Here is a 23,860-nt window from a genome sequence, read left to right on the forward strand (position 1 = left end):
CGACGCGCGGAGACGTTGGCGGCCGGCCACCTCAGGTGTCCCGACTCGGATGAGGTTGTGCGGCGCGAGCGGCATCGGCCACTTCGTCCACGTCGGGCAGATCGGCGACTTCGGGATTGCGAATGAGAAAGACGATGCTGGTGATCAGCCCGCCCCAGACGATTCCGATCGCGATGAGGAACAGAACAATCGCAGTCCCGGTCATCGGACGCCTCCCGTCACCGGTGCTGCGGAGTCGATCTCGGGCCACGCACGGAACGACGCATCGTCCCGACCACGCCACGGAATCGCGGTGAACCCGATCGCCAGGACCACCAGGAGCGCCACCGTGCCCCATCCGAACACGCCGACATACCAGGTGGGGTAGCCCTCATAGCCTTCGGAGATGAGGTCGTACACCTTCTGGATCAACATCACGCCCAGAAACACCGGCGCGTAGACGCCGATCACCGGGATCCACCATTTTCCGACCTTGAACGTCGACACCATGGACAGGTGTGTCCGAAGCATCTCGATGGTGCGCGCCAGCCAGACTGTGATCACACACATCGCGATGGCGGACACGACGATGCCGATGTTGTTCGCGAACTGGTCGACGGTGTCGAGCGCGATGAGTCCGGTGGTGGTGGAGAACAGCGCGAACGAGACGATCGCACAGGTCACGCCGACTGTCACGGCGGCCGTCGTGCGGGACAGGCCGAACTTCTCCTGGAGCGCAACGGACACGCCGAGCACAAGGGAGATCAGCGACGTGAAGCCGGCGATGGCGAGAGATCCGAAGAACAGCGCGCCGAACAACGCACTGCCCGGCATCTCGGAGATGACCGCGGGGAAGGTGATGAACGACAGTGTTGGTCCGGTGATGCCTTCCAGATCCCCGACGGCCACGTTCTGCTGGTGCGCGAGGAAGCCGAGAGTCGAGAAGACGCCGATACCCGCGAGGATCTCGAACGACGAGTTCGCGAAGCCGACGACCAGACCCGACGACGTCATGTTCGCCTTGCGACGCTGGAACGACGCATACGAGATCATGATGCCGAACGCGATCGACATGGAGAAGAAGATCTGGCTGTAGGCGGCTATCCACACGTTGAGGTCGCTCAGTGCACTCCAGTCCGGTGAGAACAGTGCATTGAGGCCGTCCGACGCGCCGGGCAGGGTGAGCGCCTTGATGACCAGCGCCGAAAAGCCGAGGACGAGCAGCGGGAGGCCGATGACGTTCAGCTTCTCCACGCCCTTGGCCACGCCGAGCGCGAGGATCACGATGATCGCGCCCCAGACCGCGAGCAGAGGCCAGGCGACGCCGCCGACCAGTTGAGTGGAGACACCGGGATCACCGACCTTCAGGTATTCCCCGACGAAGAACCCTGCGGAATCATCGCCCCAGGTGGTCCCGAACGAGAAGTAGAAGTAGCTCAGCGACCAGGCGATGATCACCGCGTAATACGTCGCGATGACGAAGAGTATCGCGGTCTGAAACCAGCCCAGAGCTTCGGCCTTGCGCCACATGCGACGGAAGGCCAAGGGTGCAGCCGCGCGAAAACGGTGCCCCACTGCGTAGTCGAGAAAGAGGATTGGAATGCCCGCGGTGACGAGCGCTATGAGATACGGGACGAGGAAGGCTCCGCCTCCCCCTTCGTAGGCCACACCCGGGAATCTCCAGATGTTGCCCAGTCCCACTGCGGACCCGACCGCGGCGAGGATGAAGCCGCGATTACTGGTCCACGTCTCCCGCCCTTCGGTGGGGGCGGTCGACTGAACTTCGGTCACTGTTGTGACTCCCTTCACATTGTCGGTGCGTGACGACGCTAGCGCATCACCGTGGATTCGATCAGCGGATCACGAAAGCCGTTGTGCGAGAACACTAATTCCCCGCTCATTCGCTCGACGCCACGACACTTCGAGGCACCGCCGGAATTAAACGGACCACGGTCCGGTTACTATTGGCGAGACCGGCGCGACAGGCGGCGGAATGTGAGAGAGCGAGAAGTCCATGCAGTTCGGCATCTTCAGCGTCGGCGACGTGACCGCCGACCCCACAACCGGTGTCACGGTCAGCGAACACGAGCGCATCAAGGCGATGACTGCGATCGCGCTGAAGGCCGAGGAAGTGGGCCTCGACGTCTTCGCGACCGGCGAGCACCACAATCCTCCGTTCGTCCCGAGTTCGCCGACGACCATGCTCGGGTGGATCGCCGCCCGCACCGAGCGCCTCCAGCTCTCGACCGCGACGACGCTTATCACCACGAACGACCCGGTGAAGATCGCCGAGGACTTCGCGATGCTGCAGCATCTTGCCGACGGTCGGGTCGATGTGACGTTGGGGCGCGGCAACACCGGACCCGTGTATCCGTGGTTCGGCAAGGACATCCGCAAGGGCATCCCGCTCGCCATCGAGAACTACCACCTGCTGCGTCGCCTGTGGCGAGAGAAGGTCGTCGACTGGGAGGGCGAGTTCCGCACTCCCCTGCAGGGTTACACCTCGACGCCCGCTCCGTTGGACGGCACGCCGCCGTTCGTCTGGCACGGATCGATCCGCTCCCCGGAGATCGCCGAACAGGCCGCGTTCTACGGCGACGGGTTCTTCCACAACAACATCTTCTGGAATAAGGAGCACACCGAGCAGATGGTGAATCTGTACCGGCAGCGCTTCGAGCACTACGGACACGGCTCGGCAGACCAGGCGATCGTCGGGCTCGGCGGCCAGGTGTTCATGGCCGAGACCGAAGCCGAGGCCAAGCGCAGGTTCCGCCCGTACTTCGACAACGCGCCGGTCTACGGACACGGTCCGTCGATGGAGGACTTCACGGATATGACGCCGTTGACCGTCGGCACTCCGGAGATGGTGATCGAGAAGACGTTGAGCTTCGCCGACTACGCGGGCGACTACCAGCGCCAGTTGTTCCTGCTCGATCACGCGGGTCTTCCGCTGGAGCAGGTCCTCGAGCAGGTCGAGATGCTCGGTCGCGAGGTGGTCCCCACTCTGCGCGCCGAGTTCGAGCGGCGGCGTCCGGCACATGTGCCATCCGATCCGCCGAGCCACGCCGCACTCGTCGAGGCCGGACCGGACAGTCCGTTCCACCAGGTGATCCCGTCGCAGAATCTGACCGCGGGAGCACAGGCATGAGCCGGCGCGTCGTAGTCGTCAACGCGGGCGTGTCCGCTGCGTCGTCGACGCGTCTGCTCGCCGAACAGTTGGCGGGCGCAGTGACGGCGGCGGTGTCGGCACGTGGCGAGAGCGTCGACATCGAGTACATCGACGTCGCGTCGCTCGCAGGTGACCTGGCGACCGCCGTCACCTCGGGCGTCATGTCCCCCAAGGTCCGGTCGGCACAGGATCTGATCGCCGAGGCCGACGGCCTGATCGTGGCGACTCCGGTGTTCGCGGCGTCGTACAGCGGCATCTTCAAGATGTTCTTCGACGTCCTCGACCCGGACGCCCTGACCGGTGTCCCGGTCCTGGCTGCGGCGACCGCAGGCACTGCGCGGCACTCGCTCGTGATCGATCACGCGATCCGTCCGCTCCTCGCCTATCTGCGGGCCGACGTCTTGCCGACCGGCACATTCGCCGCGACCGAGGACTTCGGGTCACCCGAGCTGAGCGGCCGCATCAGCCGAGCCGGCGCCGAACTCGCCGCGCGCCTGGTCGCCAGCGGCTCGGTGGCGGGCTTCGGCGGGCCGACCGATGTCGGCGCTGCGCCGCGGCGCAGTGGAAGCACCACCGACCTCGGACCGGTCACCGACTTCGCGACCCTGCTGCAGGGCCACACCGGCGACTGAGCGCGACCATCGGCGTCGCCGAAGCGCTGCGGTGCACGTACCCCTCGTCCGTGCACTGCAGCGCTTCGGTCATGCGCTGAACGACCGTCCGACGCGGACGTCGGTGTCACGCATGTGGGACGCGGCCTTCGACACCCCGACCCCGAGCCCGTCGAGTTGCGCTCTCGCATCGGCGAACAGCCGGTCCCACTGGACCTGTGCCTGCTGGTACGACGCTGCGCCGCCCGAGTCCCAGTGGCTGGCGAGCGCCGTCACCTGCCGCTTGAGCTGCCCCGACAGCTCTTCGAGTCGCTGAAACTGTCCACGCAGATCCCCCGACAGCGTGTCCAGTCCGGCGAAGTCATAGCGGATCACTCCCCCTGTGCTCATCCTTCTTCCTCCCCTTTGTCGTGTCGTCTGTTGTCAGATGCTGATCGTGGAGCCGGTCGACCCGCCGACGAAGGCGGCCGCGGACGCGTCCTGATCGTCGTAGCCGCGGAAGCCGCTCGTCAGTTTGGTCTCGATCTCGTCGAGGGCCTGCTGCAGCCGCGTCGCGGTGCCGTGCCAATCGGTGTGCGAGCCTTCGAACGACGTCGACGCTCGCCCGCTCCAGGTGCCGACGCCGTTGGCCGCCGACGACTGAATCCGGCTGATGATCCCCTGCATCTCGGCGACGATCCCTTTGATCGACGACGCGGATGCCTGGGAGGCACCGACGTCGACGTTGAGTCCGCTGGTCATGTGTGTTCCTTTCCTGTGCGCCGGATCAGACGGATTCGGCGAGGTCTGTGTCCCCGGCGACGAGCCGGAGGTCGACGTCGACGCCGAACGGCTGCGCGAGCAGCGCCGCCAGATCGGCGTCCGACGTGCTGGGGTGCGGTTCGGCGTCGACCGTGTGAACCGTGTCCACGGCACGCATGGTCGGCGACTCGACGGGACGCGCCGTTCCGGCGGCCGCGAGCGGCGCCAGCGGCACACCACCGGTGCCGGTCGACGACACTGCGGACACCGTCGACTTCGGCTCGGCCGGTTCCACCGACACGCTCGCGTTGCTGGTGGTCGGGCAGTCGGCGAGCCGTATCGGCTGGTCAGGCACGCTGACCGACGGCGTCGAGCCGGACGGGACCGAACCGAGCGACGCCGGTTTGACCGTCCCCGGCTGGGTCGTCGGCGGCGTTGACGTCGACTGCGGTGATGCCGGCGGTGTTCCCGTCGACGGCGTGCACGACGAACAGCACGTGGCCTTGGTCCCGGTGATCGGAGGCCCAACACCCGTCGGTGCAGTAACCGTCGGTGCGGCACCCGTTGTCCCGCCGAGCATCGATCCGACTACCGACAGTCCTGCGGAGATGAGTGGTCCGGCCTTACCGAGCAGCCCGGAGAGTGCGTCCCCCGACGGCACACCTCCGGGCGTCGGGACCTTCCCCACCGGGACCGGTTTCCCGGTGGCGGCGAGCTTTGCGGTCGGCGCAGCCAGCTGAGCGCGTGTCGACGCCACTATCGCGAGCCCCTGAGCGAGTCCGTCCGCGGCGATCCCCAGTGCGGCCAGCTGACCGGGCGGTGTCGCCAGAGTCGGCGCGGTCGCGGCGAGCAGGCCCACGGTCTTTGCGACGACTCCCTGCAGTGCGGTCATTCCCGCCCCGACGATTCCGGCCGCGACGGTGACGTCACCAGCCATCGAAGTCCCCTGTGCCGCGATGAGACCCGACTCGGCGGCGGTGCTCGAGGCCTTCGCTATCGCGGCAGTCCCGGCCGTCCCCTGCCATTGGCCGTCCACCGATGAGATCGCCTTGAGCAAGGCTGCCGCGCCGCTGTCCATCAGTCCGGACAGGCTGGTCAGCGACTCGACGGGATTTCCGGGCCCGGAGAGTCTGCCGGTGCCGAACGTTCCGAGCAGGTCGATGATCGGTTTGACGAGCGCGGCCGGGTCGAGACCCGGAAGCATCGGCAGCGCGGGCAGGTCGATTCCCGGCAGTTCGGGGAAACGGACCTGCAGCGGTGCCGGTGTCGGGTCGAGGCCGAGGTCGTCGAGAACGTCGGTCACCGGGCGATCGAGTAGCGCGGTGATCCCCGACGGTGCGAGCACGTCCCCGACGGTGAACGCGCTGTCCGACGGCTCGTCGCAGGTCATCGGGGTCCCAATCGCGTTCCGGCGGCGATGTCCGTCGCGGTGAAGTCGGCCAGGCCCGCCGCCGCGGCCGCTGCGGTCGCGTAGTGGACGGCGGCGATCTGGCTGACGGCCCGCAGGTGATTCGATTCGGCGACGGCGTACGCTGCGAGGAATTCCTGGCCGATCAGCCCGAATGCCGCTGTCATCGCGGCGACCTGTGCGACATCGGCAGCCGCCGCGCCCGCTGTCGCGGCGCCGAGCGCGGCCGAGGTCGATCCGAAAGCCTCGAGTGCCGCAGGCACCACGTGCACCTGTCCGTTCATGCTCGCTCCTCCGACTGGGGTTCTTGCAAGGTTGGACGCACGGAATCGCCGTTCGGTTCCATCGACACGCCCGGCGCATCCGTCCCGGCGAGTTCGGCGAAGTCTGCGACGAAGGCGGCCATGATGTCGGCTCGTTCGGTGAAAACCCTGGTGGCAGCCCGTACCGCGGTCCGCACGATGAGATCGGCGAGCGCAGCCGGTTGGCCGCTTCCGGCCCCGGGAAGCAGTGTCAGGCCCGTCATCGCACCGGTCACGTCGACGTCGACGGTGACACGACCGTCGTCACTGGTCTCCGTGACCGAGAGCTCGTTCAGCCGAGCATGCACGCCCTCGAGTGCCTGGAGCTGACGTTCAGCCCGCTGTTGAACCTCGTCCATCGTGATCATCGTCGTGCCCCTGCGGCATCGAGTCGCTCCTCTGAGGCGACGAGGTCGGCACGCGACGGAAGTCCCAGCAGCGACAACGTCTCGTCCGGGACGCCCTGCTGCGTGAGCGCGGCACGCCTGCGGACCCCGGCGGTGACGCCTGCGAACCGGCACAGGGCGAGGATGTCGGCGGCCAGCCCGTCCGGATCTCGTCTGCACTGCGCCGGTTCGAGCCGTATTGCGACGGGCAGTCCGGTCGACGTGCACGTCACACTGATACCGCCTCCACGGGATCTGACCGTCGTCAGGCCGTCTGCGCTGTCGGAGTTCTCGTTTGTGGTCCTCATGAAAGGTCAGACGCACGAAAGGCGATTTCGGTTCCATTTCGTTTTCTACGGGCATGTCGCGTTTATGCCGGAGTAGCGTTCCGGCCACTGCCCGCGTTCACGTACCCAGGGGGATCCATGACGACCGACCAGAGCGCGCCCACCGCCCACGATCCGCAGTCCCCGCCATGGCTCCGACCTGCGACGTTGCACCAGACGCCCACGGTCGACCACGGATTCGCGCCGGGCGAGATGGATCTGTCCGGCATCGTTCCGCCGGGATCGACTCCCGCACCCGCCCCGATCCCGGTTCCGGTCCGTCCGCCGTCGGCAACGCCCGCTCCCCGACCCGCCCCGCCTCCGGTCCAGCGCGGCCCGATGGGTCCGACACTGGACGAGGTCGGACTGATCCGGAAGGCTCGGCGCGCTCCCGCGCACGGGTGGCGGCGTGCGGTCCACACGCTCACGGCGGGCGCTGTCAATCCGGGCGAGTCGCCGGCCGACCTCGAGTACCGCGACCTGCTCGAACGCGTCCGACAGCCGGTCCGCGGCGACTACCGCATCGCGGTCCTGTCGCTCAAAGGCGGAGTCGGCAAGACCACGACGACCGTCGGACTCGGGTCGACGTTCGCATCGCTGCGCGGCGATCGGGTGATCGCCGTCGACGCCAACCCCGACCTCGGCACGTTGGCGCAGCGTGTCCCGACGCAGACGGCGTCGACTGTCCGCGATCTGCTCGCCGATCCGGTGGTCGCCCGTTACTCGGACGTCCGCGCTCATACGTCGCAGGCCCCGAGCCGTCTCGAAGTGCTCGCTTCCGAACGAGACCCCGCCGCGGCGGAGGCCTTCAACGACGTCGAGTACCGCGGCGTCATGGCGATCCTTCAGCGGTTCTACAACATCATCCTGACCGACTGCGGCACCGGAATGTCGAACAGCTCCATGCGTGGAGTCCTCGATCTGGCGGACGCGATCGTGCTTGTCAGCTCACCCGCGTTGGACGGGGCACGCAGTGCGGGGGCAACGCTCGACTGGCTGCACGGGCACGGTTACGGGCACCTGATCCCGCGGTGTGTCGTCGTGCTCAGTTCGGCGCGGCCCGGGTCGTCGTCGATCGACATCGGCAACCTCACGCAGCATTTCCTGACGCGGTGCCGGGCGGTGCAGACCGTCGCGTTCGATGATCACCTCGCCGAAGGCGCCGACGTCGATCTCGATCTTCTCGGCAAGGCGGCGAAGCGGTCGTTCGTGGAGTTGGCGGCGACGATCGCCGACGACTTCGGCGGCACCGCCCTTCGACGACGGCCGCCGTTCGAGGGGTGACCCGAGTACCGGTTCAGGCCGCGGAACGGTCCTCCACCTCGGTCGAGGAGGCGGGGACCACCTGCGCGAATCCCGGGCGGGCACGCCCGACGAACGACCTGAACCAGGAGGCGACGGCCGCGGCCTGATTGCGGAATCCGACCAGGTAGTACAGGTGGACACCGAGCCACGTGATCCAGCCGAGGGCACCGGTCAGCGTGATCCCGAACGGGGCGTCGACCACCGCGTTGTGCCTGTTGACAACGGCCATGCTGCCTTTGTCGAGGTACACAAACTCGGTGCCGGAGGGCTTCTTGCCGCGGATCACGTCGGCGACGAACCTGCCTTGCTGCATGGCGACCGGGCTCTGTCCCGGGTAGCCCTTGAGACTCGTCATGTCGCCGATGGCGAAGACGTCGTCGCGGTCGCCGACAGTCAGATCGTCGTTCACGAGGAGACGCCCGGCCCGATCGGTGGCGCACCCGGTGGCATCGGCCATCACCTTCGCCAGCCCGGTCGCCTGCACACCGGCCGACCAGACGACGGTCCGAGACTCGAGAACCCGCTCGTCGGCTCCGCTGCGCACAGTCACCCGACCGTCGCTGATGTCGGTGACGACGGTGCCGGTGAGCACCTCGACGCCCGAGCGCTCGAGGGTGCGGCGGGCGAACGTCGACAGTTTCCCGCCGTACACCGGCAGAACGTCGTCCGCGCCCTCGACGAGGTACACCTTCGCGGGCACGTCGGTGAAGTGCCTGGTGCTCAGCTCGCGGATCTGACCTGCGATCTCCACACCGGTCGCGCCTGCTCCGACCACGACGTAGGTGTGCGCGTCGGCTTCGCCCGCGGGCTGCGCGAAGCAGTCCAGCAGATGCGCCCTCAGCGTGACGGCGTCGTCGAGGGTCTTGAGGGAGAACGTCCGGTCGGCCCACTCATCGTGCCCGAAGTAGCCCTGGGCCACTCCGGCAGCGGCGACGAGGCTGCGGTAGCCGAGCTCTTCGACTCCGGCGTCGGTGCGGTAGGTGATCACCTTGTTCTGCGCGTCGACGGCGGTCACGTATCCACGGACCACCGAGACGCTGTCGCGGCTCGCCAGAACGTCGGCGATGTTCGGCGCGATCTCCTCCGACTCCAGTACACCGGTGGCGACTTGATACAGCAGCGGCTGGAAGAGGTGCTCATCGGTCGCCGAGATCAGCACGGTCTCGACCTTCGACTTCGCGAGCCGCTTGGCGGCGGCGAGTCCGCCGAATCCGGAACCGATGACGACGACGTCCGTGGTGCGCATTTCCCTCACTCCTTATCGGGTGGAACCTTCTACAACCAGGGTGCTAGAACCATCACGCATCAACAAGCTCGTCGAACAGGCGATACCTACTGGTTTCAATCTGCTTTGTTCATACAATGACGGAATGGAGTTTCGACAGCTCGAGTATGTGGCCGCCGTTGCGGAGACCGGCGGCTTCTCCCGCGCCGCCCAGCGTTGTTTCGTGTCGCAGTCCGCGATCAGCCACCAGGTCGCCGCCCTGGAACGCGAGCTCGGCACCGAACTGTTCGACCGCAGTCAGCGTCGCGTCCGGCTCACCGAGGCCGGAGAGACTCTACTCCCGTTCGCCCGAGACCTCTTGGCGATGCGCGACGCAGCGATCGCCGCCACCGCGCCGCGCCCCGAACGGGTTCGGATCGCAGCCAACATGTCGTTCGCCCGCTCCGCCCTCGCCGCTGTCTCCGCGGTCCGAGAACAGCACCCGGAGGCCGAGATCGACTTCCTCATCAAACCGTTCACACAACGCATCGACGCCGTCGCGTCAGGGGAGGCCGATCTCGCACTGATCCGCGGGACCGTCGACCGCGACAACCTGTATCTGGATCCCCTGTGGGTGGACCAGCCAGTGATCGCGTTCAACTCGCGCCACCCGTTGGCCGCGGGCGGGCAGGCGCCAAGTCCGAACGATCTCGCCGCCTATCCCCTGCTTCTCCCGCCACCCGAGCGCCAGGTGCTCCTCCACCGGCTTGTCCAGCAGGCATTCAATCGCGCCGACGCGGAGATTCGGTTCGGTCCGGAGATCCGCGAGGGCCATTCGGTGGCGTTCGAACTCGTCAATCGCCCCGAGGCGTGGACCGTGCTGTACGAGGACCCGCTGCAGCCGGGCATCTCCTGCAGACGCAGTTTGAGCTTCACCCTGCCCGTGTCCGCCGTCCTGCGGGTGGATGCGAAGCCGAACGCCCTGGTGGCAGAGCTCCTCACCGAGCTGTCGGGCGGGTTCCGCCGGAACTGATCTGCGCCGAACCTCCCACCAATCGGACCCTATCAGTTGACCTGAGTCACACTCGCCGCTAATTTCGTTTCGAGATAGAACGTAATTACCGACGGGAGTCGACCGTGCCAGACATCACCACGACCGCCGATCTGCTCCGCGCGCGCCGAGACGACGACGCACCAGCACTCTTGTTCGGCGACGACGAGTGGACCTGGTCGCAGTTCGTCGCCGAGTGTGAACGACGAGCCGTGGCCATGCGCGCCGTGCACGCCCAGCTGCACGCCGACACGCCGTGGCATATCGGCGTGCTCATGGACAACAGCCCCGAGTATCTGTTCCTGATCGGTGGGGCCGCACTCGCCGGCGCGACGATAGTCGGCGTCAACCCCACTCGGCGCGGCGCCGAACTCGTCGCGGACGTCGCCCGCACCGACTGCGCTCTCGTGATCGTCGGCCCGTCGCAGTCTGAGGTGGCCGCCGACCTCGACGGCCACGTGCGCTCGGTCTTCACAGACTCCGACGACTACCGGCGGCTACTCGACGTGCAACCGGACGTCACGGCGGAGGGCCCGGACAACCACACCCTTCTGCTGCTGTTCACGTCGGGCTCGACCGGGGCGCCCAAGGCCGTCAAGTGCAGTTCGGCGCGACTCGCCGCCATCGGCATGTTGAACGTGCACGGCATGCGCCGCGATGACGTCGCCTACAACGCCATGCCGCTGTTCCACGGCAACGCGGTGATGAGTGCGTGGGCGCCCATCCTCGGAGTCGGCGGCACATACGCCCTCCGCGACAAGTTCTCCGCCTCCGGCTTCCTGCCCGACGTGCAGCGGTTCGGAGCGACGTTCTTCAACTACGTCGGACGATCGCTCGCCTACATCCTCGCGCAGCCCGAACGCGTCGAGGAACGCGCAACCGAGCTCAGGTTCGGGTGGGGAACGGAGGCGTCCGCACGCGACCGCGAAGAGTTCGAACGACGGTTCGGCGTACCAGTCACCGAGTCGTACGGTTCGTCGGAAGGCGTGTGCGTGATCGTTCGCGACGCGTCGACACCGCGTGGTGCACTCGGCACGCCGAACCCGATGCTCGGCATGACGATCGTGAACGACGACGGTCGAGAGTGCCCCGACGCCGTCCTGACCGCCGACGGAACACTCCTCAACGGTGCGGAGGCCATCGGAGAGATCGTCGCCCGCGGCGGCGGCGACCGCTTCGAGGGCTACTACAACAACGCCGAAGCCACGGCCGAGAAGATCCGCGACGGCGACTACTGGTCGGGCGACCTCGCCTACCGGACGCCCGACGGCGTCTATTGGTTCGCCGGTCGGACCAACGACTGGATACGCGTCGATTCGGAGAACTTCTCCACGGCCCCGCTGGAGCGCATCATCGCGCGCTTCGACGGCGTCCGCGGCGTGAGCGCCTACGCCGTCCCCGATCCGCAGACCGGCGACCGGGTGATGGCGGCGCTGGAGACCGATCAGTCGTTCGATCCAGGCGCATTCGCCGCCTTCCTGGACGCCCAGCCAGACATGGGCTCCAAGTGGACGCCGCATCTCCTCCGGCTGACCGAACGGTTCCCGCTGACCGCCACACGGAAGATCGACAAGACCTCGCTGCGCCGGGCCGCATGGCACACGCCCGACCGTGTGCTGATCCGAGACGGCGCCCGCTACGTCCCGCTCGACGCACGGGCCAGAGCAGCACTTGAAGCCGCGTTCGCCGAACACGACCGCACCCATCTGATTCCGAACTGACAACCACCCGACCACCGAAGACAAGGACAGCCCCCGATGTCGAAGATCACCATCAATCAAGAAGCACTGTGCGACGTCATCCGAGCACGCATCGAACGGACCACGAATCCCCGACACCGCACGATGCTTGAACGAATGCTCGAGCATGCGCACTACGAGCACCAGGGCCATCTCGACGGCCTGATGGGGACTCTTGGCCCCACCACGAACTACCACTTCTGGAACATGGAGGGCGATGTCGGTCCCAAGGGGCTCGACGGCGTCCGCGCGTACTACTCACACCTCGTCGAGGCGAACGCCCACATCCTCGAGTTCGACTGCGACCGCATGCTCGTCGACGACGACTGCATCGTCATCGAGGGCTGGTTGACCATGATCTCACCGGGCGCGTACGTGGCTGAGAACCCGAACGCGGCCGCGTTCGCAGACGTCACCAAGAACTACCTGGTCAAGATGCGGAATGTGATCTTCTGGCCGTTCGACGAGAACCTCTACATCGTCGGGGAGGACTCGTACACGGGTGGGCCGATGGAGTTCCGCGAGCTCGCAGACGACGAACTCCCCGATGCGTTCCGCGCGCTGATCGCCTGACACTGGGAAGGTCGCGCATCAGCAGGGAACGAGGATGCTCCACAGCGCGCGGTGAAGGTCCGATCGCCATTGGTCGTCGAGGGCCTTCACCCCGCGCAGCATGACGGCCATCAGGGTCGCACCGAACGCGGCTTCGATGAGCAGCGACGGATCGGGCTCGATGGTCACCTCGTCGCGTGCGGCCGCGAGAGTGAGCCGTTCGGTCAGGTCCTCCCACACTGCGAATCGCAAGCGGTCGGTCACTTCGCGCTGCAGGTCGTCGTCGTCGGCCAGTTCGCTGAAGACACCCATCAGAGCTCGGCGCATCGCGGCGTCGGAGAACAGGCTCGCGCAGCCGTCGATGACCGAGTCGAGCTCGTCGTCGAGGGTCGCATGAGGATTCCGAGGCGGGATCGCGACCTCGACCGGGAACACCACCCGATGGACGAGATGCGACTTGCTGGGCCAGCGACGGCGGATGGCGGGGACGGAGGTGCCCGCACGTGCGGCTACTTCGGTGAAAGTGAGGCCGGCGTATCCGACTTCGGCGATCACGTCTCGCGCTGCGTCGAGAACCGCGGCATCGATGCGAGTGTCACGTGGACGCCCAGCTGTCGTGTCGGTCGCCATCGTCGTCCTTTCGCCTGATCGAACGAATCGCCGGGTTGTCTCTGTTCTCACCCCCAGTCCCGGTTGACGAGATCCGGGCCGTGGCATAGATTACGTTACCAGTCGGAATGTATTGCGATCGTCTCCCGAACGGTTGAATCACACGCTTAAGGCTCCCTCCCAAAAGCCCCGACCAGGGCCGGGCCGTGCAGATGCGCGGCCCGGCCCCGCCCGCGGATCGCGTCCGGGTCAATCCCCGCAGCAGCCGCCGCGCAGCTCCGATTCGTCCCGTACATCACGCGTCAGGGCGCTTCGGGCCGCCCACTCCGACTCCGGCGGGTAATCGACGCGCATCAGGCAGAGGCCACGAGCCTGAGCGACCGGCACCTGAGCCGATCGTTCTCTCTCGGCCAGCAGTCCCACGCACCAGTCGAGATCGCGCCGCCCGTCGCCGACGACGGCGACTGCTCCGACGAGCGAACGGACCATGGACCAACAGAAGGCGTCGGCCCGCACGCGTGCCACCAGCACACCCGCGTCGTCGCGACGCCACGAGAACTCCTGGAGCTCCCGGATCGTCGTCGATCCCTCCCGGAACCGACAGAAGGCCGCGAAGTCGTTGAGTCCCACCAGCGACGCGGACGCGGCATTCATCAGATCGACGTCCAGGTGTCGCGGCCAGTCCGCAGTCATGCGAGCAGAGGTCGGTTCGGCGCCCCACAGCGCATCGGCGAGGCGGTACTCGTAGGTTCGAGCCAGTGCAGCGAACCGTGCGTCGAAGTCCGTGGAGACCTGCTCGACGGCCTTCACACGGACGTCGTCCGGCAGCATCTTGGCGAGACGACGGACGAGGCGCGACGGGTCACCGTCGATCGACCTCGACTGTAGTGAGTCGACCGGTACGTCGCAGTGCACTACTTGTCCGGATGCGTGAACACCGGCATCGGTCCGGCCCGCAACGGTCAGCCGAACGGGCGATCGCAGCACCGTGGACAGTGTGGTCTCGATGGTCTCCTGGACGGTGCGCCGTCCGGGCTGAGTGGCCCAGCCCGAGAAGTCGGTGCCGTCGTACCCGATCCGCATGCGCAGACGACACTGCCCGCCCTCGTCATCGACGAGGGCGGGCAGTTGCGCGTGCTGAGGAATCAGTCTTCCTGCTGCGACGGCGGCAGGGAGTAACCTGCAGCCTCCGCGTCCGCCTCAGTGGCGAACCAGATCTCCGCGACGGTCGACTCGTAGAAACGAGTGCCGGGGCGGTGGTACAGCTTCGACTGAGCGTTGCCCTTGATCGGGAAACCCTCGGGCGCAGCGTCGCCTTCGATCGGCTCATGCGAGCCGGCCGGAGCGTCGGCTGCGGTGTCGGCGACAGCTGCGGGAGCCTCGGCGGCCGGAGCCTCCTCCGCTGCCTTCGCCTTCGACGCCGCTGCGCGAGCGACACGGTTGGCCTCGTTCGATGCGGTCGACTCGCGAACCAGCTCGATCACTGCCATGGGGGCGTTGTCGCCCTTGCGCGGCAGCGTCTTGATGATGCGGGTGTAGCCGCCCGGACGCTCGGCGAAGTGCGGGCCGATCTCCGCGAACAGCGTGTGAACGATGTCCTTGTCGCGGATGTCCTTCATGACCTCGCGACGGTTGGCCAGCTGGCCGGCCTTCGCGTGGGTGATCAGCTTCTCGGCGTACGGACGGAGCCGCTTGGCCTTCGCTTCGGTGGTGGTGATGCGGCCGTGCTCGAAGAGCGCCGTGGCGAGGTTCGCCAGGATCGCCTTCTGGTGGCTGGCCGACCCGCCGAGGCGGGCACCCTTAGTGGGCTTGGGCATTTCTCTCTCCTAGGAGGGGACTGACCGATCTCGCGACCGGGAAGTCGTAGTGGTTCTTGCAGCCCTTACAGCTGTTCGGTCTCCGCGAAATCTTCACCGGAGTCGGCGTCGTACGACGCCTCGTCCGTCCACGTGCCGGTGGCCGGGTCGTAACCGGCGACCTGCGACGGGTCGAAGCTGGCCGGGCTGTCCTTGAGGGACAGACCAAGACCGTGGAGCTTCACCTTCACCTCGTCGATCGACTTCTGACCGAAGTTGCGGATGTCGAGCAGATCCGACTCGGTACGTGCAACGAGCTCGCCGACGGTGTGGACACCTTCGCGCTTGAGGCAGTTGTACGAACGGACGGTCAGCTCCAGATCCTCGATCGGCAGCGTGAACGCAGCGATGTGATCGGCCTCGGCGGGCGAGGGTCCGATCTCGATGCCCTCGGCCTCGACGTTGAGCTCACGAGCCAGGCCGAAGAGCTCGACCAGGGTCTTACCGGCCGACGCCAGGGCGTCGCGCGCGGTGATGGAGTTCTTCGTCTCCACGTCGAGCACCAGACGATCGAAGTCGGTGCGCTGCTCGACGCGGGTGGCCTCGACCTTGTAGGTCACCTTCAGGACCGGCGAGTAGATCGAGTCGACCGGGATGCGGCCGATCTCTGCGCCGGAGGCCTTGTTCTGCACGGCCGGAACGTAACCGCGGCCCCGCTCGACGACGAGCTCGATCTCGAGCTTGCCCTTGTCGTTGAGGGTTGCGATGTGCAGGTCGGGGTTGTGAACCGTGACGCCTGCGGGCGGCACGATGTCGGCGCCGGTGACGGCTCCCGGACCCTGCTTACGGACGTACATGGTGACCGGCTCGTCCTCTTCCGAGCTGACCACGAGACCCTTGAGGTTCAGGATGATGTTGGTGACATCCTCCTTCACCCCGGGGACGGTGGTGAACTCGTGCAGGACACCGTCGATGCGGATGCTGGTGACCGCAGCGCCCGGGATGGACGACAGCAGCGTGCGCCGCAGCGAGTTGCCGAGGGTGTAACCGAAGCCCGGCTCGAGGGGTTCGATGGTGAACTTCGAGCGGTTCTCGGCCAGCACCTCTTCGGAGAGGGTGGGTCGCTGTGAGATGAGCATGTGGTGATTTCTCCTTCGTGCCGACCACTATTTGACGGCGTGAAAGCGGATCTGAACAGCGTGTGCTGTCAGATTTACTTCGAGTAGTACTCGACGATGAGCTGTTCGGTCAGCGGGACGTCGATCTGAGCACGCTCAGGCACCGAGTGCACGAGGATGCGCAGCGTCGACGGAACCACCTGCAGCCAGGCCGGAGGGGTCCGGTCGCCGACGGTCTCCAGAGAGATCTGGAACGGCGTCGACTGCAGCGACTTCTGACGAACGTCGATGATGTCGTACTGGCTCACGCGGTAGCTGGGCACGTCCACGCGGACACCGTTGACGGTGAAGTGGCCGTGGCTGACCATCTGGCGAGCCTGACGACGCGTGCGGGCGATGCCTGCACGGTAGACGACGTTGTCGAGACGGGTCTCGAGAATCTGGAGCAGCACGTCGCCGGTCTTACCCGAGCGGCGGTTGGCCTCCTCGTAGTAACGACGGAACTGCTTCTCCATGACGCCGTAGGTGAAGCGAGCCTTCTGCTTCTCCTGGAGCTGGAGCAGGTACTCCGACTCCTTGATGCGTGCGCGGCCATGCTGGCCGGGCGGGTAGGGGCGACGCTCGAACGATGCGTCGCCGCCGATCAGGTCGACGCGAAGACGACGGGACTTCTTGGTGGCGGGGCCGGTATAACGAGCCATGTCTTATCTCTTCCTTTCCGCTTAGACCCGGCGCCGCTTGGGCGGGCGGCAGCCGTTGTGCGGCTGCGGGGTCACGTCGGAGATGGTGCCGACCTCGAGGCCGGCGGCCTGCAGCGAACGGATAGCGGTCTCGCGACCCGAACCCGGTCCCTTGACGAACACGTCGACCTTCTTGACGCCGTTCTCCTGAGCCTTGCGAGCGGCGTTCTCGGCAGCGAGCTGCGCGGCGAACGGGGTGCTCTTACGCGAGCCCTTGAAGCCCACGTGGCCGGACGACGCCCAGCTGATCACGTTGCCCTCGGGGTCGGTGATCGAGACGATGGTGTTGTTGAACGTCGACTTGATGTGCGCGTGGCCCAGCGGGACGTTCTTCTTATCGCGACGGCGGGTGCCCTTCTTCGGGCCTGCGCTACGTGACTTCGGAGGCATTACTTCTTCTTCCCGGCGATGGTCTTCTTCGGGCCCTTGCGAGTGCGGGCATTGGTCTTGGTGCGCTGACCATGGACCGGCAGGCCGCGACGGTGGCGCAGACCCTGGTAGCAGCCGATCTCGATCTTGCGACGGATGTCGGCCTGCACCTCGCGACGGAGGTCACCCTCCACCTTCACCGAGGCTTCGATGTATTCGCGCAGCTTCGAGACGTCTGCGTCGGTCAGATCCTTCGCGCGCAGATCGGCCGAGAGACCGGTGGCGGCGATGATCTCCTTGGAGGTGGTACGACCAACTCCGTAGATGTACGTGAGTGCGATCTCCAGCCGCTTTTCGCGGGGAAGATCCACACCTGCAACACGTGCCATGTGGGGCGTTCCTTCTGTATCTCAGAGGTCTGCTTCCAGTCCGTCCCGAACTCATGCGTCGGGCCCCGGCCTCTGAACCGGGGGTCGGTGTCCACGCGTCTGCGGACACTGGTTCTGGAAGTTCATACGCGGTATTCAGTTGTGTGTTTCAAGCGACCTGTAAAAGGCGCTGATCAGCCCTGACGCTGCTTGTGACGCAGGTTCTCGCAGATCACCATGACCCGGCCGTTACGACGGATCACCTTGCACTTCTCGCAGATCGGCTTGACGCTCGGATTGACCTTCACGTCAGCGTTCTCCTTGTTGAACTTCTGGGGTTACTTGTACCGGTAGACGATTCGTCCACGGGCGAGGTCGTAGGGCGAGAGCTCTACAACGACGCGGTCTTCCGGCAGGATGCGGATGTAGTGCTGCCGCATCTTGCCGCTGATGTGGGCGAGAACCTTGTGACCGTTCTCCAGCTCAATGCGAAACATCGCATTGGGCAGGGGTTCGACAACGCGACCCTCAACCTCGATGGCTCCGTCTTTCTTAGCCATTTCCTCCGCGATTCTCCCGGTCACACGCTTTCACGCGTTACCGAGCCTGGATCCTTCGTGCTTCCGGTACGGTGGCACTGAACGCGAGCTCCTCCCCGGCCGGACGTGAACAACGCCCGGGCGAAGACATGCGGGAACCCGCGCGACGCACCGAGGTTCGAGTCTACGTCAGATGTGTTGTATCAGCCAACTCCGACCACCGCTGTCGTCCCGCGGGCCTGGCGACGCGCGGATCGGTCTCCGTTCGGTCGATTCACCTCTTTGATCTCTGTCGCATCGAGAGAGCACGGCATAGGGTGGCGAATCGTGATTTCTGAAATCGTCGCTTCAAGCGATCCCGTCATCGACTTGGCTGTCGATCATCTCGCCCGTCGCCGTCGAGGCGGCGGGAGCTTCTCGTTCGGAACCATCATCGTGCTGATCATCGTGGCCGCGGTGATCGGTGTCCTTGTCAAGGTGTTCAGCGACCCGGCCAAGCGCGCCCGTGTGATGGGTGCGTTCTCGTCGAACACCAACGGGCAGCCGGGCGGCTACCCTCAACAGCAGCCCGGATACGGGCAGCAGTACCCGCCGCAGCCGGGAATGCCCCAGCAGGGCTATCCCCCGCAGCAGGGTTTCGGGCAGCAGGGTTTCGGGCAGCAGCCGTACGGCCCACCGCAGCAGGGATATCCACAGCAGCCGGGTGGACAGCCGCAGCAGGGCTACGGTCCCCAGGGTTACGGCCAGCAGCCGGGACTCCCAGCGGCGCCGAACATGTATCCGCCTGCGCCGCAGCAGGGACAGCAGCAGTGGCCGGGACCGCCTCCCCAGTACTGATTCGCCTGCACCCATGACCACCCGTGCAACACTGGTCTCATGCGCGCATTCCTCATTCGCAGCGCCCTGACGGGCTTTGCACTCTGGGTCGCGGACGTCATCGTCCCCGGCGTCTACTTCGACTTCGGCGGTCTGAGCTCCTGGTGGGCGAAGACCGCCGTCGTTCTTCTCGTTGCCATGGTGTTCGGCTTGGTCAACGGATTCATCAAACCCGTCGTGCAGGTCCTGTCGATCCCGCTGTACATCCTGACGCTCGGGTTGATCCACGTCGTGATCAACGCGTTGATGCTGAACATCACGTCGTGGCTGACGACGGACGTCTTCCATGTCGGCCTGGTGGTGGACGGCATCTTCTGGTCCGGCGTGTTCGGCGCGATCGTGATCTCGGTGGTCGGGTGGATCACCACGATGCTGCTCAAGGATCGACCGGAGAACCTGTACCGGTGACCGACGTGGACCGGACAGTGACCGTTGTCGGTCACGGCGCAGCGCAGACAGTCCCCGATGTGATGCACGTGGATCTCGGTGTGGAATGTCACGCGTACAGCGTGGGCGTGTCCCTGCAGGACGCGGGCGCAGCGGTCGCCGATCTGATCGCGACGCTGACCGATGCGGGGGTGCCGTCTCGTGACATCCAGACGTCCCATCTATCGGTGCAGCCGCGTTACGGCGACCACGGACCGAACGGCGCGCCGATCATCGGCTACACGTCGTCGCACACCATGACGGTGGTCCTCCGGGATCTGGAGCGAGTCCCGACCGTGCTCGCCGCGGCCGCCCGCGCCGGCGGCGACGCCGCGCGGATCCAGAACGTGTCGTTCGCGATCTCGGACGACACCGGCCTCGCCGCCGCGGCACGCGACGCCGCGTTCGCCGACGCCGTCTCCCGCGCCGAGCAGTACGCGATGCTCGCCGGCGCGCGTCTCGGTGCGGTGCAGTCCGTGACTGAAGAACCGGCATCGGACGTCCGACCGCTGTACGCCGCGCGCGCGATGGCCGCACCGATGCAGATCCAGGCCGGTTCGTCGTCTGTGACGGCGTCGGTCACCGTCGTGTTCTATCTGGACGACTGACATGCGGGCAGTTCTGCAACGAGTCAGTTCGGCGTCGGTGACCGTCGACGGCGAGATCGTCGGCTCACTCGACCTCGCCGACGGAGCACAGGGTCTGGTCGCGCTCGTCGGCGTCACCCACGAGGACGACGAGGCCGACGCCCGTACGCTCGCCGACAAGATATGGGGACTCCGCATCCTCGACGGCGACGACGACCGTCCACAAGCGGCCGCAGCCGACGTCGATGCGCCGATCCTCGTGATCAGCCAGTTCACCCTGTACGCGAACACCACGAAGGGCCGACGTCCATCGTGGAACGCCGCGGCGCCGGGGCCTGCCGCCGAACCCCTCGTCGATTCCGTCGTCGAGTCGCTGCGCGGATTCGGCGCCACGGTCTCGACGGGTCGATTCGGTGCCCACATGCACGTCGATCTGGTCAACGACGGACCGGTGACCATCCTGCTCGAGACCTGAATCACCCCTGCCCGATTCGGCGTTTGCGCAGGCAGCGCTGGTATTCTTGCCCGGTGCCGACCCCGCTGATGCTCCGCAACCGCTCCCCGAGGACCCTCGTGATCGCGGCTGCGGTGTTTCTCGCCGCCACTACCGCGATTGGTCTGACGCTACGTGTGTGGCACGGCTACCTGGACCTCATGGTGTACCGGCTGGGCGCACAGACGTTCCTCGACGGCAACGACGTCTACGGTCCGCTCCCGCCGCTCGACGGGAACATCCACCTGCCGTTCACGTATCCCCCACTCGCGGCCATCGTGTTCGCGCCGTTCGCCGCCATGCCCGCGACACCAGCCGCGACCGTCATGTTCGTGCTGACGCTCGCGTCCATCGGACTGACGGTCTGGCTGGTCCTCGACCGCTTGCGCCCGACGATGGACCGCGGCGTCCGCCTCGCGATCGTCCTCGTCGTCCTCGCCTTCGCGCAGTTCCTCGAACCTGTCCGCGAGACGCTCGGCTTCGGTCAGGTGAATGCCGTCCTCATGGCTGCCGTCGCCTTCGACGTCCTGAACCGTTCCGAGAAGTGGCCGCGCGGCCTGCTGATCGGCATCGCGATCTCGATCAAGCTGACCCCTGCCGGTTTCCTGCTGCTGTTCCTGATCAGGCGGGACTGGCGCGCGTTCGTGACGACTATCTGCTCGACGATCGTCTCGATCGGCGTCGCATGGCTGATCATGCCCGGCGACTCCCACACCTATTGGTTCACGAAGCTCCGCGAGACCGGTCGCATCGGCGCACCGCACTTCGCAGGCAACGAATCGTTGAAGGGACTCGCTTTCCGTCTCGGCCTCGGCGAGACTGCGTCGTCGCTGGTGTGGATCGCTCTGTCCGCGATCGCTGTGGTCCTCGCGGCGATCTGGATGCGCAGACTCCTCGCCGACGGCAACCTCGCGACCGCACTGATCGTGAACGCGGCCGCGGTGCTTCTCGTCTCACCGATCAGTTGGTCCCACCACTGGGTGTGGGCGGTGCCCGCCCTCATCGTCGCTCTCGACGCGATCGTGAAGGGCCGCCGCGACCTCCCGTTCTGCCTGACGACAGGCGCCGCCCTGGTGATGTTCTACGTGGGTCCCCACTGGCTCATGCCTGCCCGCGACGACCGCGAGCTGACGTGGTCGTGGTGGCAGCAGATCATCGGAGCGTCGTACGTTCTCGTCACGTTCGCCGTGCTCGCAGTGGGAGCGTGGACCGCCCTGTCGAAGCGAACGAGCGGCAGTCGAGACCACCGACCGGAGTCAGTGACCCGGTAGGTCCGAGATGCACCAATCGCCGTTGTGCTTCTCCAAGCGCATGGGCAGGTCGGTGCGCACGCCCCGAGTGTCCAGGACTGCGTCGACCACGGCGCTCGAACCGGTGATCGTCACGTCGTTGATGACCGCCGTGGACTGCACGACGACTTCGCCCGGGGGCTCGGTGACCGCGCTGCGTGCCACCGGGGTCGCCGAGCATGATCGCCCGACGGCGGCGAGGAACGCTCCGCGTGACAGATCGTCGACATAGCCGCGGACCTGCTCTTCGATGAGCTCACGGTCAGACGGCGCGGCAGGAGGCGACGGTCTCGCCAGCGCCAGCACGCCCACCAGCACGCCCGCCGCCGCCACCGCTGCCCCGAGCCACATGATCATCCGCATGCGTGCCGACATCACGTCATCAGACACCACTGGCCGTCCACCTTCTTCGCCGCTCCCGGCATGGGAGCGTTCTCGAGCCCGGGGAAGTCGAACGTCGCCTGCACTGTGGCGTCGTCGCCGTTGATCTGAATGTTCTGGACGTCGATCCCGAAGTCGAGGGTCCGTCCTTCGCCGACGGTCTGGGAGAAGAGCCCGAGTCCCTGAACGATCGGCCGCATAGGCGATTCACGGCAGATCCGGTCCGCGGCCGACGACCAGTCGCCTGCACCGAGGTCTTCGACGTAGCCCTCGAACTGCGCGACGATCTGTTCCTCGTCCGAACTGCCGCCGATGCCGCCGCCGTCGATGAGCCGAGGAACCACGATCACGCCTGCCACCACGACCACGACCGCCGCCACGATCCCGATGATCCAAGCGATCGGCGCACCGACACGGGGACCGCGCGGCGCACCACCGTTCGGCTGCGGGTACGAGAACTGTGGATTCGGGTACTGGGGTTGCGGGTACTGGGGTTGTGGGAAGGGATACTGCGGGTGCGGATTCTGAATCGGCGGCGGATTTCCCCACGCGGGTGTGCCCGGACCGCGGCGCGGATCTCCGTACGGATACGTCATCGGGGGCCTCCTCGCAGTACCGGAATAGAGGAGATCATCGCACGCAGCACGACGCGCACTGCACTGTCAGTCGAACGGTTCACAGACCGTCGAGTGCTGCGTCAGGCCGGGCGTGTGGTGAGGATCCGCGGTCCATCGGCGGTGACCGCCACGGTGTGCTCCCAGTGCGACGCGCGTGTTCCGTCGTCGGTGACGACCGTCCAGCCGTCGTCGAGTTCGGTGGTGTCCTCAGTGCCGAGCGTCAGCATCGGCTCGACGGCGAGCGTCGATCCGATCACCAGACGCGGACCACGGTTCGGCTTGCCCTCATTCGGGAGGAACGGTTCCATGTGCATCTCACGGCCGATGCCGTGGCCGCCGTAGCCTGCGACGATGCCGAACCGCCTGCCGAACTTCTCGCCCGCGGCGATCGTGCCCCGTTCGATGGCCGCGGAGACGTCGGTGAGACGCGCTCCGTCGACCATCGCGGCGATTCCGGCTTCCAGCGACAGGCGAGTCGCCTCGTTGAGCTCGTGGTCCGGCGTCGACAGTTCGCCGACACCGAAGGTCCACGCCGAGTCGCCGTGCCAGCCGTCGAGAATGGCGCCGCAGTCGATCGAGACGAGGTCGTGTTCGGCCAGGACGACGTCCTTGGACGGTATGCCGTGGACGACGACGTCGTTGACCGAGCTGCAGATCGATCCCGGGAAACCGTGGTAGCCCTTGAACGACGGCACGGCGCCCGCATCGCGGATCACCGCCTCGGCGACCTGATCGAGATCGAGTGTGCTGACACCGACGGCGGCTGCTTCGCGCACCGCTACGAGCGCGGCGCCGACGATCTCGCCTGCCGCCGCCATCGCGTCGAGCTCACCGGCCGTACGGAACGGAACGGCCTTGGGTTTGCGGAATCCCACTGGC

At 66.4% G+C, this 23,860-nt stretch carries 32 protein-coding genes; 11 read left to right on the forward strand and 21 right to left on the reverse strand.

The genetic code is table 11. From position 1 onward, the window contains the following. Positions 1–31: 31 nt before the first annotated feature. Both GM1_RS21825 and GM1_RS01045 read right to left on the reverse strand, forming a co-directional pair. Complete coding sequence (locus GM1_RS21825; RefSeq protein ID WP_008375901.1) at positions 32–205, reverse strand: methionine/alanine import family NSS transporter small subunit; 174 nt, start codon at positions 203–205, stop codon at positions 32–34. Then, complete coding sequence (locus tag GM1_RS01045; RefSeq protein ID WP_008375902.1) at positions 202–1,770, reverse strand: sodium-dependent transporter; 1,569 nt, start codon at positions 1,768–1,770, stop codon at positions 202–204. Before GM1_RS01045 ends, GM1_RS21825 begins: the two co-directional genes overlap by 4 nt. Before the next feature lie 223 nt (positions 1,771–1,993). Between GM1_RS01045 and GM1_RS01050 the strand changes: the two genes are divergently transcribed. Further along, positions 1,994–3,127, forward strand: a complete 1,134-nt coding sequence (locus GM1_RS01050; RefSeq protein WP_008375903.1) for an LLM class flavin-dependent oxidoreductase — start codon at positions 1,994–1,996, stop codon at positions 3,125–3,127. Next, positions 3,124–3,780: a CE1759 family FMN reductase gene (locus GM1_RS01055; RefSeq protein ID WP_008375904.1), complete on the forward strand. Its 657-nt coding sequence runs from the start codon at positions 3,124–3,126 to the stop codon at positions 3,778–3,780. The genes GM1_RS01050 and GM1_RS01055 overlap by 4 nt, the downstream gene beginning before the upstream one ends. Before the next feature lie 69 nt (positions 3,781–3,849). Here the strand turns inward: GM1_RS01055 and GM1_RS01060 are convergent, their stop codons facing one another. From GM1_RS01060 to GM1_RS01085, 6 genes are read right to left on the reverse strand one after another with little or no spacing between them, the layout of a single operon-like run. After that, positions 3,850–4,149 carry a WXG100 family type VII secretion target gene (locus GM1_RS01060; RefSeq protein ID WP_008375905.1) on the reverse strand — a complete coding sequence of 100 codons (300 nt, stop codon included), beginning with the start codon at positions 4,147–4,149 and terminating at the stop codon, positions 3,850–3,852. A gap of 33 nt (positions 4,150–4,182) precedes the next feature. Next, positions 4,183–4,500 (reverse strand): WXG100 family type VII secretion target, encoded by a 318-nt coding sequence (locus tag GM1_RS01065; protein ID WP_008375907.1) that lies wholly within the window; start codon positions 4,498–4,500, stop codon positions 4,183–4,185. A 25-nt stretch (positions 4,501–4,525) separates the two neighbouring features. Beyond that, positions 4,526–5,890: a hypothetical protein gene (locus GM1_RS01070; protein WP_008375908.1), complete on the reverse strand. Its 1,365-nt coding sequence runs from the start codon at positions 5,888–5,890 to the stop codon at positions 4,526–4,528. Next, a complete protein-coding gene (locus GM1_RS01075) occupies positions 5,887–6,192 on the reverse strand; it encodes a type VII secretion target (protein WP_008375909.1) in 306 nt (101 codons plus the stop codon). Before GM1_RS01075 ends, GM1_RS01070 begins: the two co-directional genes overlap by 4 nt. Then, a complete protein-coding gene (locus GM1_RS01080) occupies positions 6,189–6,569 on the reverse strand; it encodes a YbaB/EbfC family nucleoid-associated protein (protein WP_008375910.1) in 381 nt (126 codons plus the stop codon). The genes GM1_RS01075 and GM1_RS01080 overlap by 4 nt, the downstream gene beginning before the upstream one ends. A gap of 5 nt (positions 6,570–6,574) precedes the next feature. Further along, positions 6,575–6,904, reverse strand: coding sequence for a hypothetical protein (locus GM1_RS01085; RefSeq protein ID WP_075052013.1), 330 nt, complete (start codon positions 6,902–6,904; stop codon positions 6,575–6,577). A 117-nt stretch (positions 6,905–7,021) separates the two neighbouring features. On the opposite strand from GM1_RS01085, the gene GM1_RS01090 reads away from it, so the two are divergent. Continuing rightward, the gene (locus GM1_RS01090) at positions 7,022–8,206 is read left to right on the forward strand and encodes a MinD/ParA family ATP-binding protein (RefSeq protein ID WP_008375913.1); all 1,185 of its coding nucleotides are present in this window, start codon (positions 7,022–7,024) and stop codon (positions 8,204–8,206) included. A gap of 13 nt (positions 8,207–8,219) precedes the next feature. Here the strand turns inward: GM1_RS01090 and GM1_RS01095 are convergent, their stop codons facing one another. Next, positions 8,220–9,473, reverse strand: a complete 1,254-nt coding sequence (locus GM1_RS01095; RefSeq protein ID WP_008375914.1) for an NAD(P)/FAD-dependent oxidoreductase — start codon at positions 9,471–9,473, stop codon at positions 8,220–8,222. 124 nt (positions 9,474–9,597) lie between these two features. Here GM1_RS01095 and GM1_RS01100 point away from each other — a divergent pair, with 124 nt between their 5' ends. The 3 genes from GM1_RS01100 (at position 9,598) to GM1_RS01110 (ending at position 12,794) form a co-directional block, all read left to right on the forward strand. Beyond that, on the forward strand, positions 9,598–10,464 hold the full coding sequence (locus GM1_RS01100; protein ID WP_008375915.1) for a LysR family transcriptional regulator: 867 nt from the start codon (positions 9,598–9,600) through the stop codon (positions 10,462–10,464). A gap of 104 nt (positions 10,465–10,568) precedes the next feature. After that, positions 10,569–12,203, forward strand: a complete 1,635-nt coding sequence (locus GM1_RS01105; protein ID WP_008375916.1) for an AMP-binding protein — start codon at positions 10,569–10,571, stop codon at positions 12,201–12,203. Positions 12,204–12,239: 36 nt separating this feature from the next. After that, positions 12,240–12,794 (forward strand): hypothetical protein, encoded by a 555-nt coding sequence (locus tag GM1_RS01110; protein ID WP_008375918.1) that lies wholly within the window; start codon positions 12,240–12,242, stop codon positions 12,792–12,794. A gap of 18 nt (positions 12,795–12,812) precedes the next feature. On the opposite strand, the gene GM1_RS01115 is transcribed toward GM1_RS01110, so the two are convergent. From GM1_RS01115 to infA, 9 genes are all read right to left on the reverse strand, one after another. Further along, a complete protein-coding gene (locus GM1_RS01115) occupies positions 12,813–13,403 on the reverse strand; it encodes a TetR/AcrR family transcriptional regulator (protein WP_008375919.1) in 591 nt (196 codons plus the stop codon). Between the two features lie 228 nt (positions 13,404–13,631). Then, positions 13,632–14,465, reverse strand: coding sequence for a tRNA pseudouridine(38-40) synthase TruA (gene truA / locus GM1_RS01120; RefSeq protein WP_008375920.1), 834 nt, complete (start codon positions 14,463–14,465; stop codon positions 13,632–13,634). A 62-nt stretch (positions 14,466–14,527) separates the two neighbouring features. Next, a complete protein-coding gene (gene rplQ / locus GM1_RS01125) occupies positions 14,528–15,199 on the reverse strand; it encodes a 50S ribosomal protein L17, sunset domain variant (protein ID WP_008375921.1) in 672 nt (223 codons plus the stop codon). Between the two features lie 65 nt (positions 15,200–15,264). Then, positions 15,265–16,317 carry a DNA-directed RNA polymerase subunit alpha gene (locus GM1_RS01130; protein ID WP_008375922.1) on the reverse strand — a complete coding sequence of 351 codons (1,053 nt, stop codon included), beginning with the start codon at positions 16,315–16,317 and terminating at the stop codon, positions 15,265–15,267. 74 nt (positions 16,318–16,391) lie between these two features. Then, positions 16,392–16,997, reverse strand: a complete 606-nt coding sequence (gene rpsD / locus GM1_RS01135) for a 30S ribosomal protein S4 (protein WP_008375923.1) — start codon at positions 16,995–16,997, stop codon at positions 16,392–16,394. Positions 16,998–17,018: 21 nt separating this feature from the next. After that, positions 17,019–17,426 carry a 30S ribosomal protein S11 gene (gene rpsK, locus GM1_RS01140; RefSeq protein ID WP_006895581.1) on the reverse strand — a complete coding sequence of 136 codons (408 nt, stop codon included), beginning with the start codon at positions 17,424–17,426 and terminating at the stop codon, positions 17,019–17,021. Then, positions 17,426–17,794: a 30S ribosomal protein S13 gene (gene rpsM / locus GM1_RS01145; RefSeq protein WP_008375925.1), complete on the reverse strand. Its 369-nt coding sequence runs from the start codon at positions 17,792–17,794 to the stop codon at positions 17,426–17,428. Before rpsM ends, rpsK begins: the two co-directional genes overlap by 1 nt. A gap of 173 nt (positions 17,795–17,967) precedes the next feature. After that, positions 17,968–18,081: a 50S ribosomal protein L36 gene (gene rpmJ, locus GM1_RS01150; protein ID WP_024332746.1), complete on the reverse strand. Its 114-nt coding sequence runs from the start codon at positions 18,079–18,081 to the stop codon at positions 17,968–17,970. Positions 18,082–18,111: 30 nt separating this feature from the next. Then, positions 18,112–18,333 carry a translation initiation factor IF-1 gene (infA, locus tag GM1_RS01155; RefSeq protein WP_007616247.1) on the reverse strand — a complete coding sequence of 74 codons (222 nt, stop codon included), beginning with the start codon at positions 18,331–18,333 and terminating at the stop codon, positions 18,112–18,114. A gap of 306 nt (positions 18,334–18,639) precedes the next feature. On the opposite strand from infA, the gene GM1_RS22710 reads away from it, so the two are divergent. From GM1_RS22710 to GM1_RS01180, 5 genes are read left to right on the forward strand one after another with little or no spacing between them, the layout of a single operon-like run. Next, complete coding sequence (locus GM1_RS22710) at positions 18,640–19,149, forward strand: hypothetical protein (RefSeq protein WP_040519227.1); 510 nt, start codon at positions 18,640–18,642, stop codon at positions 19,147–19,149. 39 nt (positions 19,150–19,188) lie between these two features. Next, entirely contained in the window at positions 19,189–19,596 is a 408-nt protein-coding gene (locus GM1_RS01165) for a phage holin family protein (RefSeq protein WP_008375930.1), read from the forward strand. Then, complete coding sequence (locus GM1_RS01170) at positions 19,593–20,222, forward strand: SIMPL domain-containing protein (RefSeq protein ID WP_008375931.1); 630 nt, start codon at positions 19,593–19,595, stop codon at positions 20,220–20,222. The genes GM1_RS01165 and GM1_RS01170 overlap by 4 nt, the downstream gene beginning before the upstream one ends. Position 20,223: 1 nt before the next feature. Then, the gene (gene dtd, locus GM1_RS01175; protein WP_008375932.1) at positions 20,224–20,676 is read left to right on the forward strand and encodes a D-aminoacyl-tRNA deacylase; all 453 of its coding nucleotides are present in this window, start codon (positions 20,224–20,226) and stop codon (positions 20,674–20,676) included. Positions 20,677–20,729: 53 nt separating this feature from the next. Beyond that, complete coding sequence (locus GM1_RS01180) at positions 20,730–21,965, forward strand: glycosyltransferase 87 family protein (protein ID WP_223291406.1); 1,236 nt, start codon at positions 20,730–20,732, stop codon at positions 21,963–21,965. Here the strand turns inward: GM1_RS01180 and GM1_RS01185 are convergent. From GM1_RS01185 to map, 3 genes are all read right to left on the reverse strand, one after another. Beyond that, complete coding sequence (locus GM1_RS01185) at positions 21,951–22,373, reverse strand: hypothetical protein (protein ID WP_157435714.1); 423 nt, start codon at positions 22,371–22,373, stop codon at positions 21,951–21,953. The genes GM1_RS01180 and GM1_RS01185 overlap by 15 nt on opposite strands. After that, complete coding sequence (locus GM1_RS01190) at positions 22,358–22,960, reverse strand: hypothetical protein (protein ID WP_008375935.1); 603 nt, start codon at positions 22,958–22,960, stop codon at positions 22,358–22,360. Before GM1_RS01190 ends, GM1_RS01185 begins: the two co-directional genes overlap by 16 nt. Before the next feature lie 101 nt (positions 22,961–23,061). After that, positions 23,062–23,856 (reverse strand): type I methionyl aminopeptidase, encoded by a 795-nt coding sequence (map, locus tag GM1_RS01195; RefSeq protein WP_008375936.1) that lies wholly within the window; start codon positions 23,854–23,856, stop codon positions 23,062–23,064. Between the last annotated feature and the right edge of the window lie 4 nt (positions 23,857–23,860).

Source organism: Gordonia malaquae NBRC 108250, from assembly GCF_000344135.1.
Lineage (GTDB): Bacteria > Actinomycetota > Actinomycetes > Mycobacteriales > Mycobacteriaceae > Gordonia > Gordonia malaquae.

Coding starts and splice junctions, on each gene's coding strand:
- GM1_RS21825 (WP_008375901.1), bottom strand. CDS start 205: ATGACCGGGACTGCGATTGTTCTGTTCCTCATCGCGATCGGAATCGTC.
- GM1_RS01050 (WP_008375903.1), top strand. CDS start 1,994: ATGCAGTTCGGCATCTTCAGCGTCGGCGACGTGACCGCCGACCCCACA.
- GM1_RS01055 (WP_008375904.1), top strand. CDS start 3,124: ATGAGCCGGCGCGTCGTAGTCGTCAACGCGGGCGTGTCCGCTGCGTCG.
- GM1_RS01060 (WP_008375905.1), bottom strand. CDS start 4,149: ATGAGCACAGGGGGAGTGATCCGCTATGACTTCGCCGGACTGGACACG.
- GM1_RS01065 (WP_008375907.1), bottom strand. CDS start 4,500: ATGACCAGCGGACTCAACGTCGACGTCGGTGCCTCCCAGGCATCCGCG.
- GM1_RS01070 (WP_008375908.1), bottom strand. CDS start 5,890: ATGACCTGCGACGAGCCGTCGGACAGCGCGTTCACCGTCGGGGACGTG.
- GM1_RS01075 (WP_008375909.1), bottom strand. CDS start 6,192: ATGAACGGACAGGTGCACGTGGTGCCTGCGGCACTCGAGGCTTTCGGA.
- GM1_RS01080 (WP_008375910.1), bottom strand. CDS start 6,569: ATGGACGAGGTTCAACAGCGGGCTGAACGTCAGCTCCAGGCACTCGAG.
- GM1_RS01085 (WP_075052013.1), bottom strand. CDS start 6,904: ATGAGGACCACAAACGAGAACTCCGACAGCGCAGACGGCCTGACGACG.
- GM1_RS01090 (WP_008375913.1), top strand. CDS start 7,022: ATGACGACCGACCAGAGCGCGCCCACCGCCCACGATCCGCAGTCCCCG.
- GM1_RS01095 (WP_008375914.1), bottom strand. CDS start 9,473: ATGCGCACCACGGACGTCGTCGTCATCGGTTCCGGATTCGGCGGACTC.
- GM1_RS01100 (WP_008375915.1), top strand. CDS start 9,598: ATGGAGTTTCGACAGCTCGAGTATGTGGCCGCCGTTGCGGAGACCGGC.
- GM1_RS01110 (WP_008375918.1), top strand. CDS start 12,240: ATGTCGAAGATCACCATCAATCAAGAAGCACTGTGCGACGTCATCCGA.
- GM1_RS01115 (WP_008375919.1), bottom strand. CDS start 13,403: ATGGCGACCGACACGACAGCTGGGCGTCCACGTGACACTCGCATCGAT.
- truA (WP_008375920.1), bottom strand. CDS start 14,465: ATGCGGATCGGGTACGACGGCACCGACTTCTCGGGCTGGGCCACTCAG.
- rplQ (WP_008375921.1), bottom strand. CDS start 15,199: ATGCCCAAGCCCACTAAGGGTGCCCGCCTCGGCGGGTCGGCCAGCCAC.
- GM1_RS01130 (WP_008375922.1), bottom strand. CDS start 16,317: ATGCTCATCTCACAGCGACCCACCCTCTCCGAAGAGGTGCTGGCCGAG.
- rpsD (WP_008375923.1), bottom strand. CDS start 16,997: ATGGCTCGTTATACCGGCCCCGCCACCAAGAAGTCCCGTCGTCTTCGC.
- rpsK (WP_006895581.1), bottom strand. CDS start 17,426: ATGCCTCCGAAGTCACGTAGCGCAGGCCCGAAGAAGGGCACCCGCCGT.
- rpsM (WP_008375925.1), bottom strand. CDS start 17,794: ATGGCACGTGTTGCAGGTGTGGATCTTCCCCGCGAAAAGCGGCTGGAG.
- infA (WP_007616247.1), bottom strand. CDS start 18,333: ATGGCTAAGAAAGACGGAGCCATCGAGGTTGAGGGTCGCGTTGTCGAA.
- GM1_RS01165 (WP_008375930.1), top strand. CDS start 19,189: ATGCGCGCATTCCTCATTCGCAGCGCCCTGACGGGCTTTGCACTCTGG.
- dtd (WP_008375932.1), top strand. CDS start 20,224: ATGCGGGCAGTTCTGCAACGAGTCAGTTCGGCGTCGGTGACCGTCGAC.
- GM1_RS01190 (WP_008375935.1), bottom strand. CDS start 22,960: ATGACGTATCCGTACGGAGATCCGCGCCGCGGTCCGGGCACACCCGCG.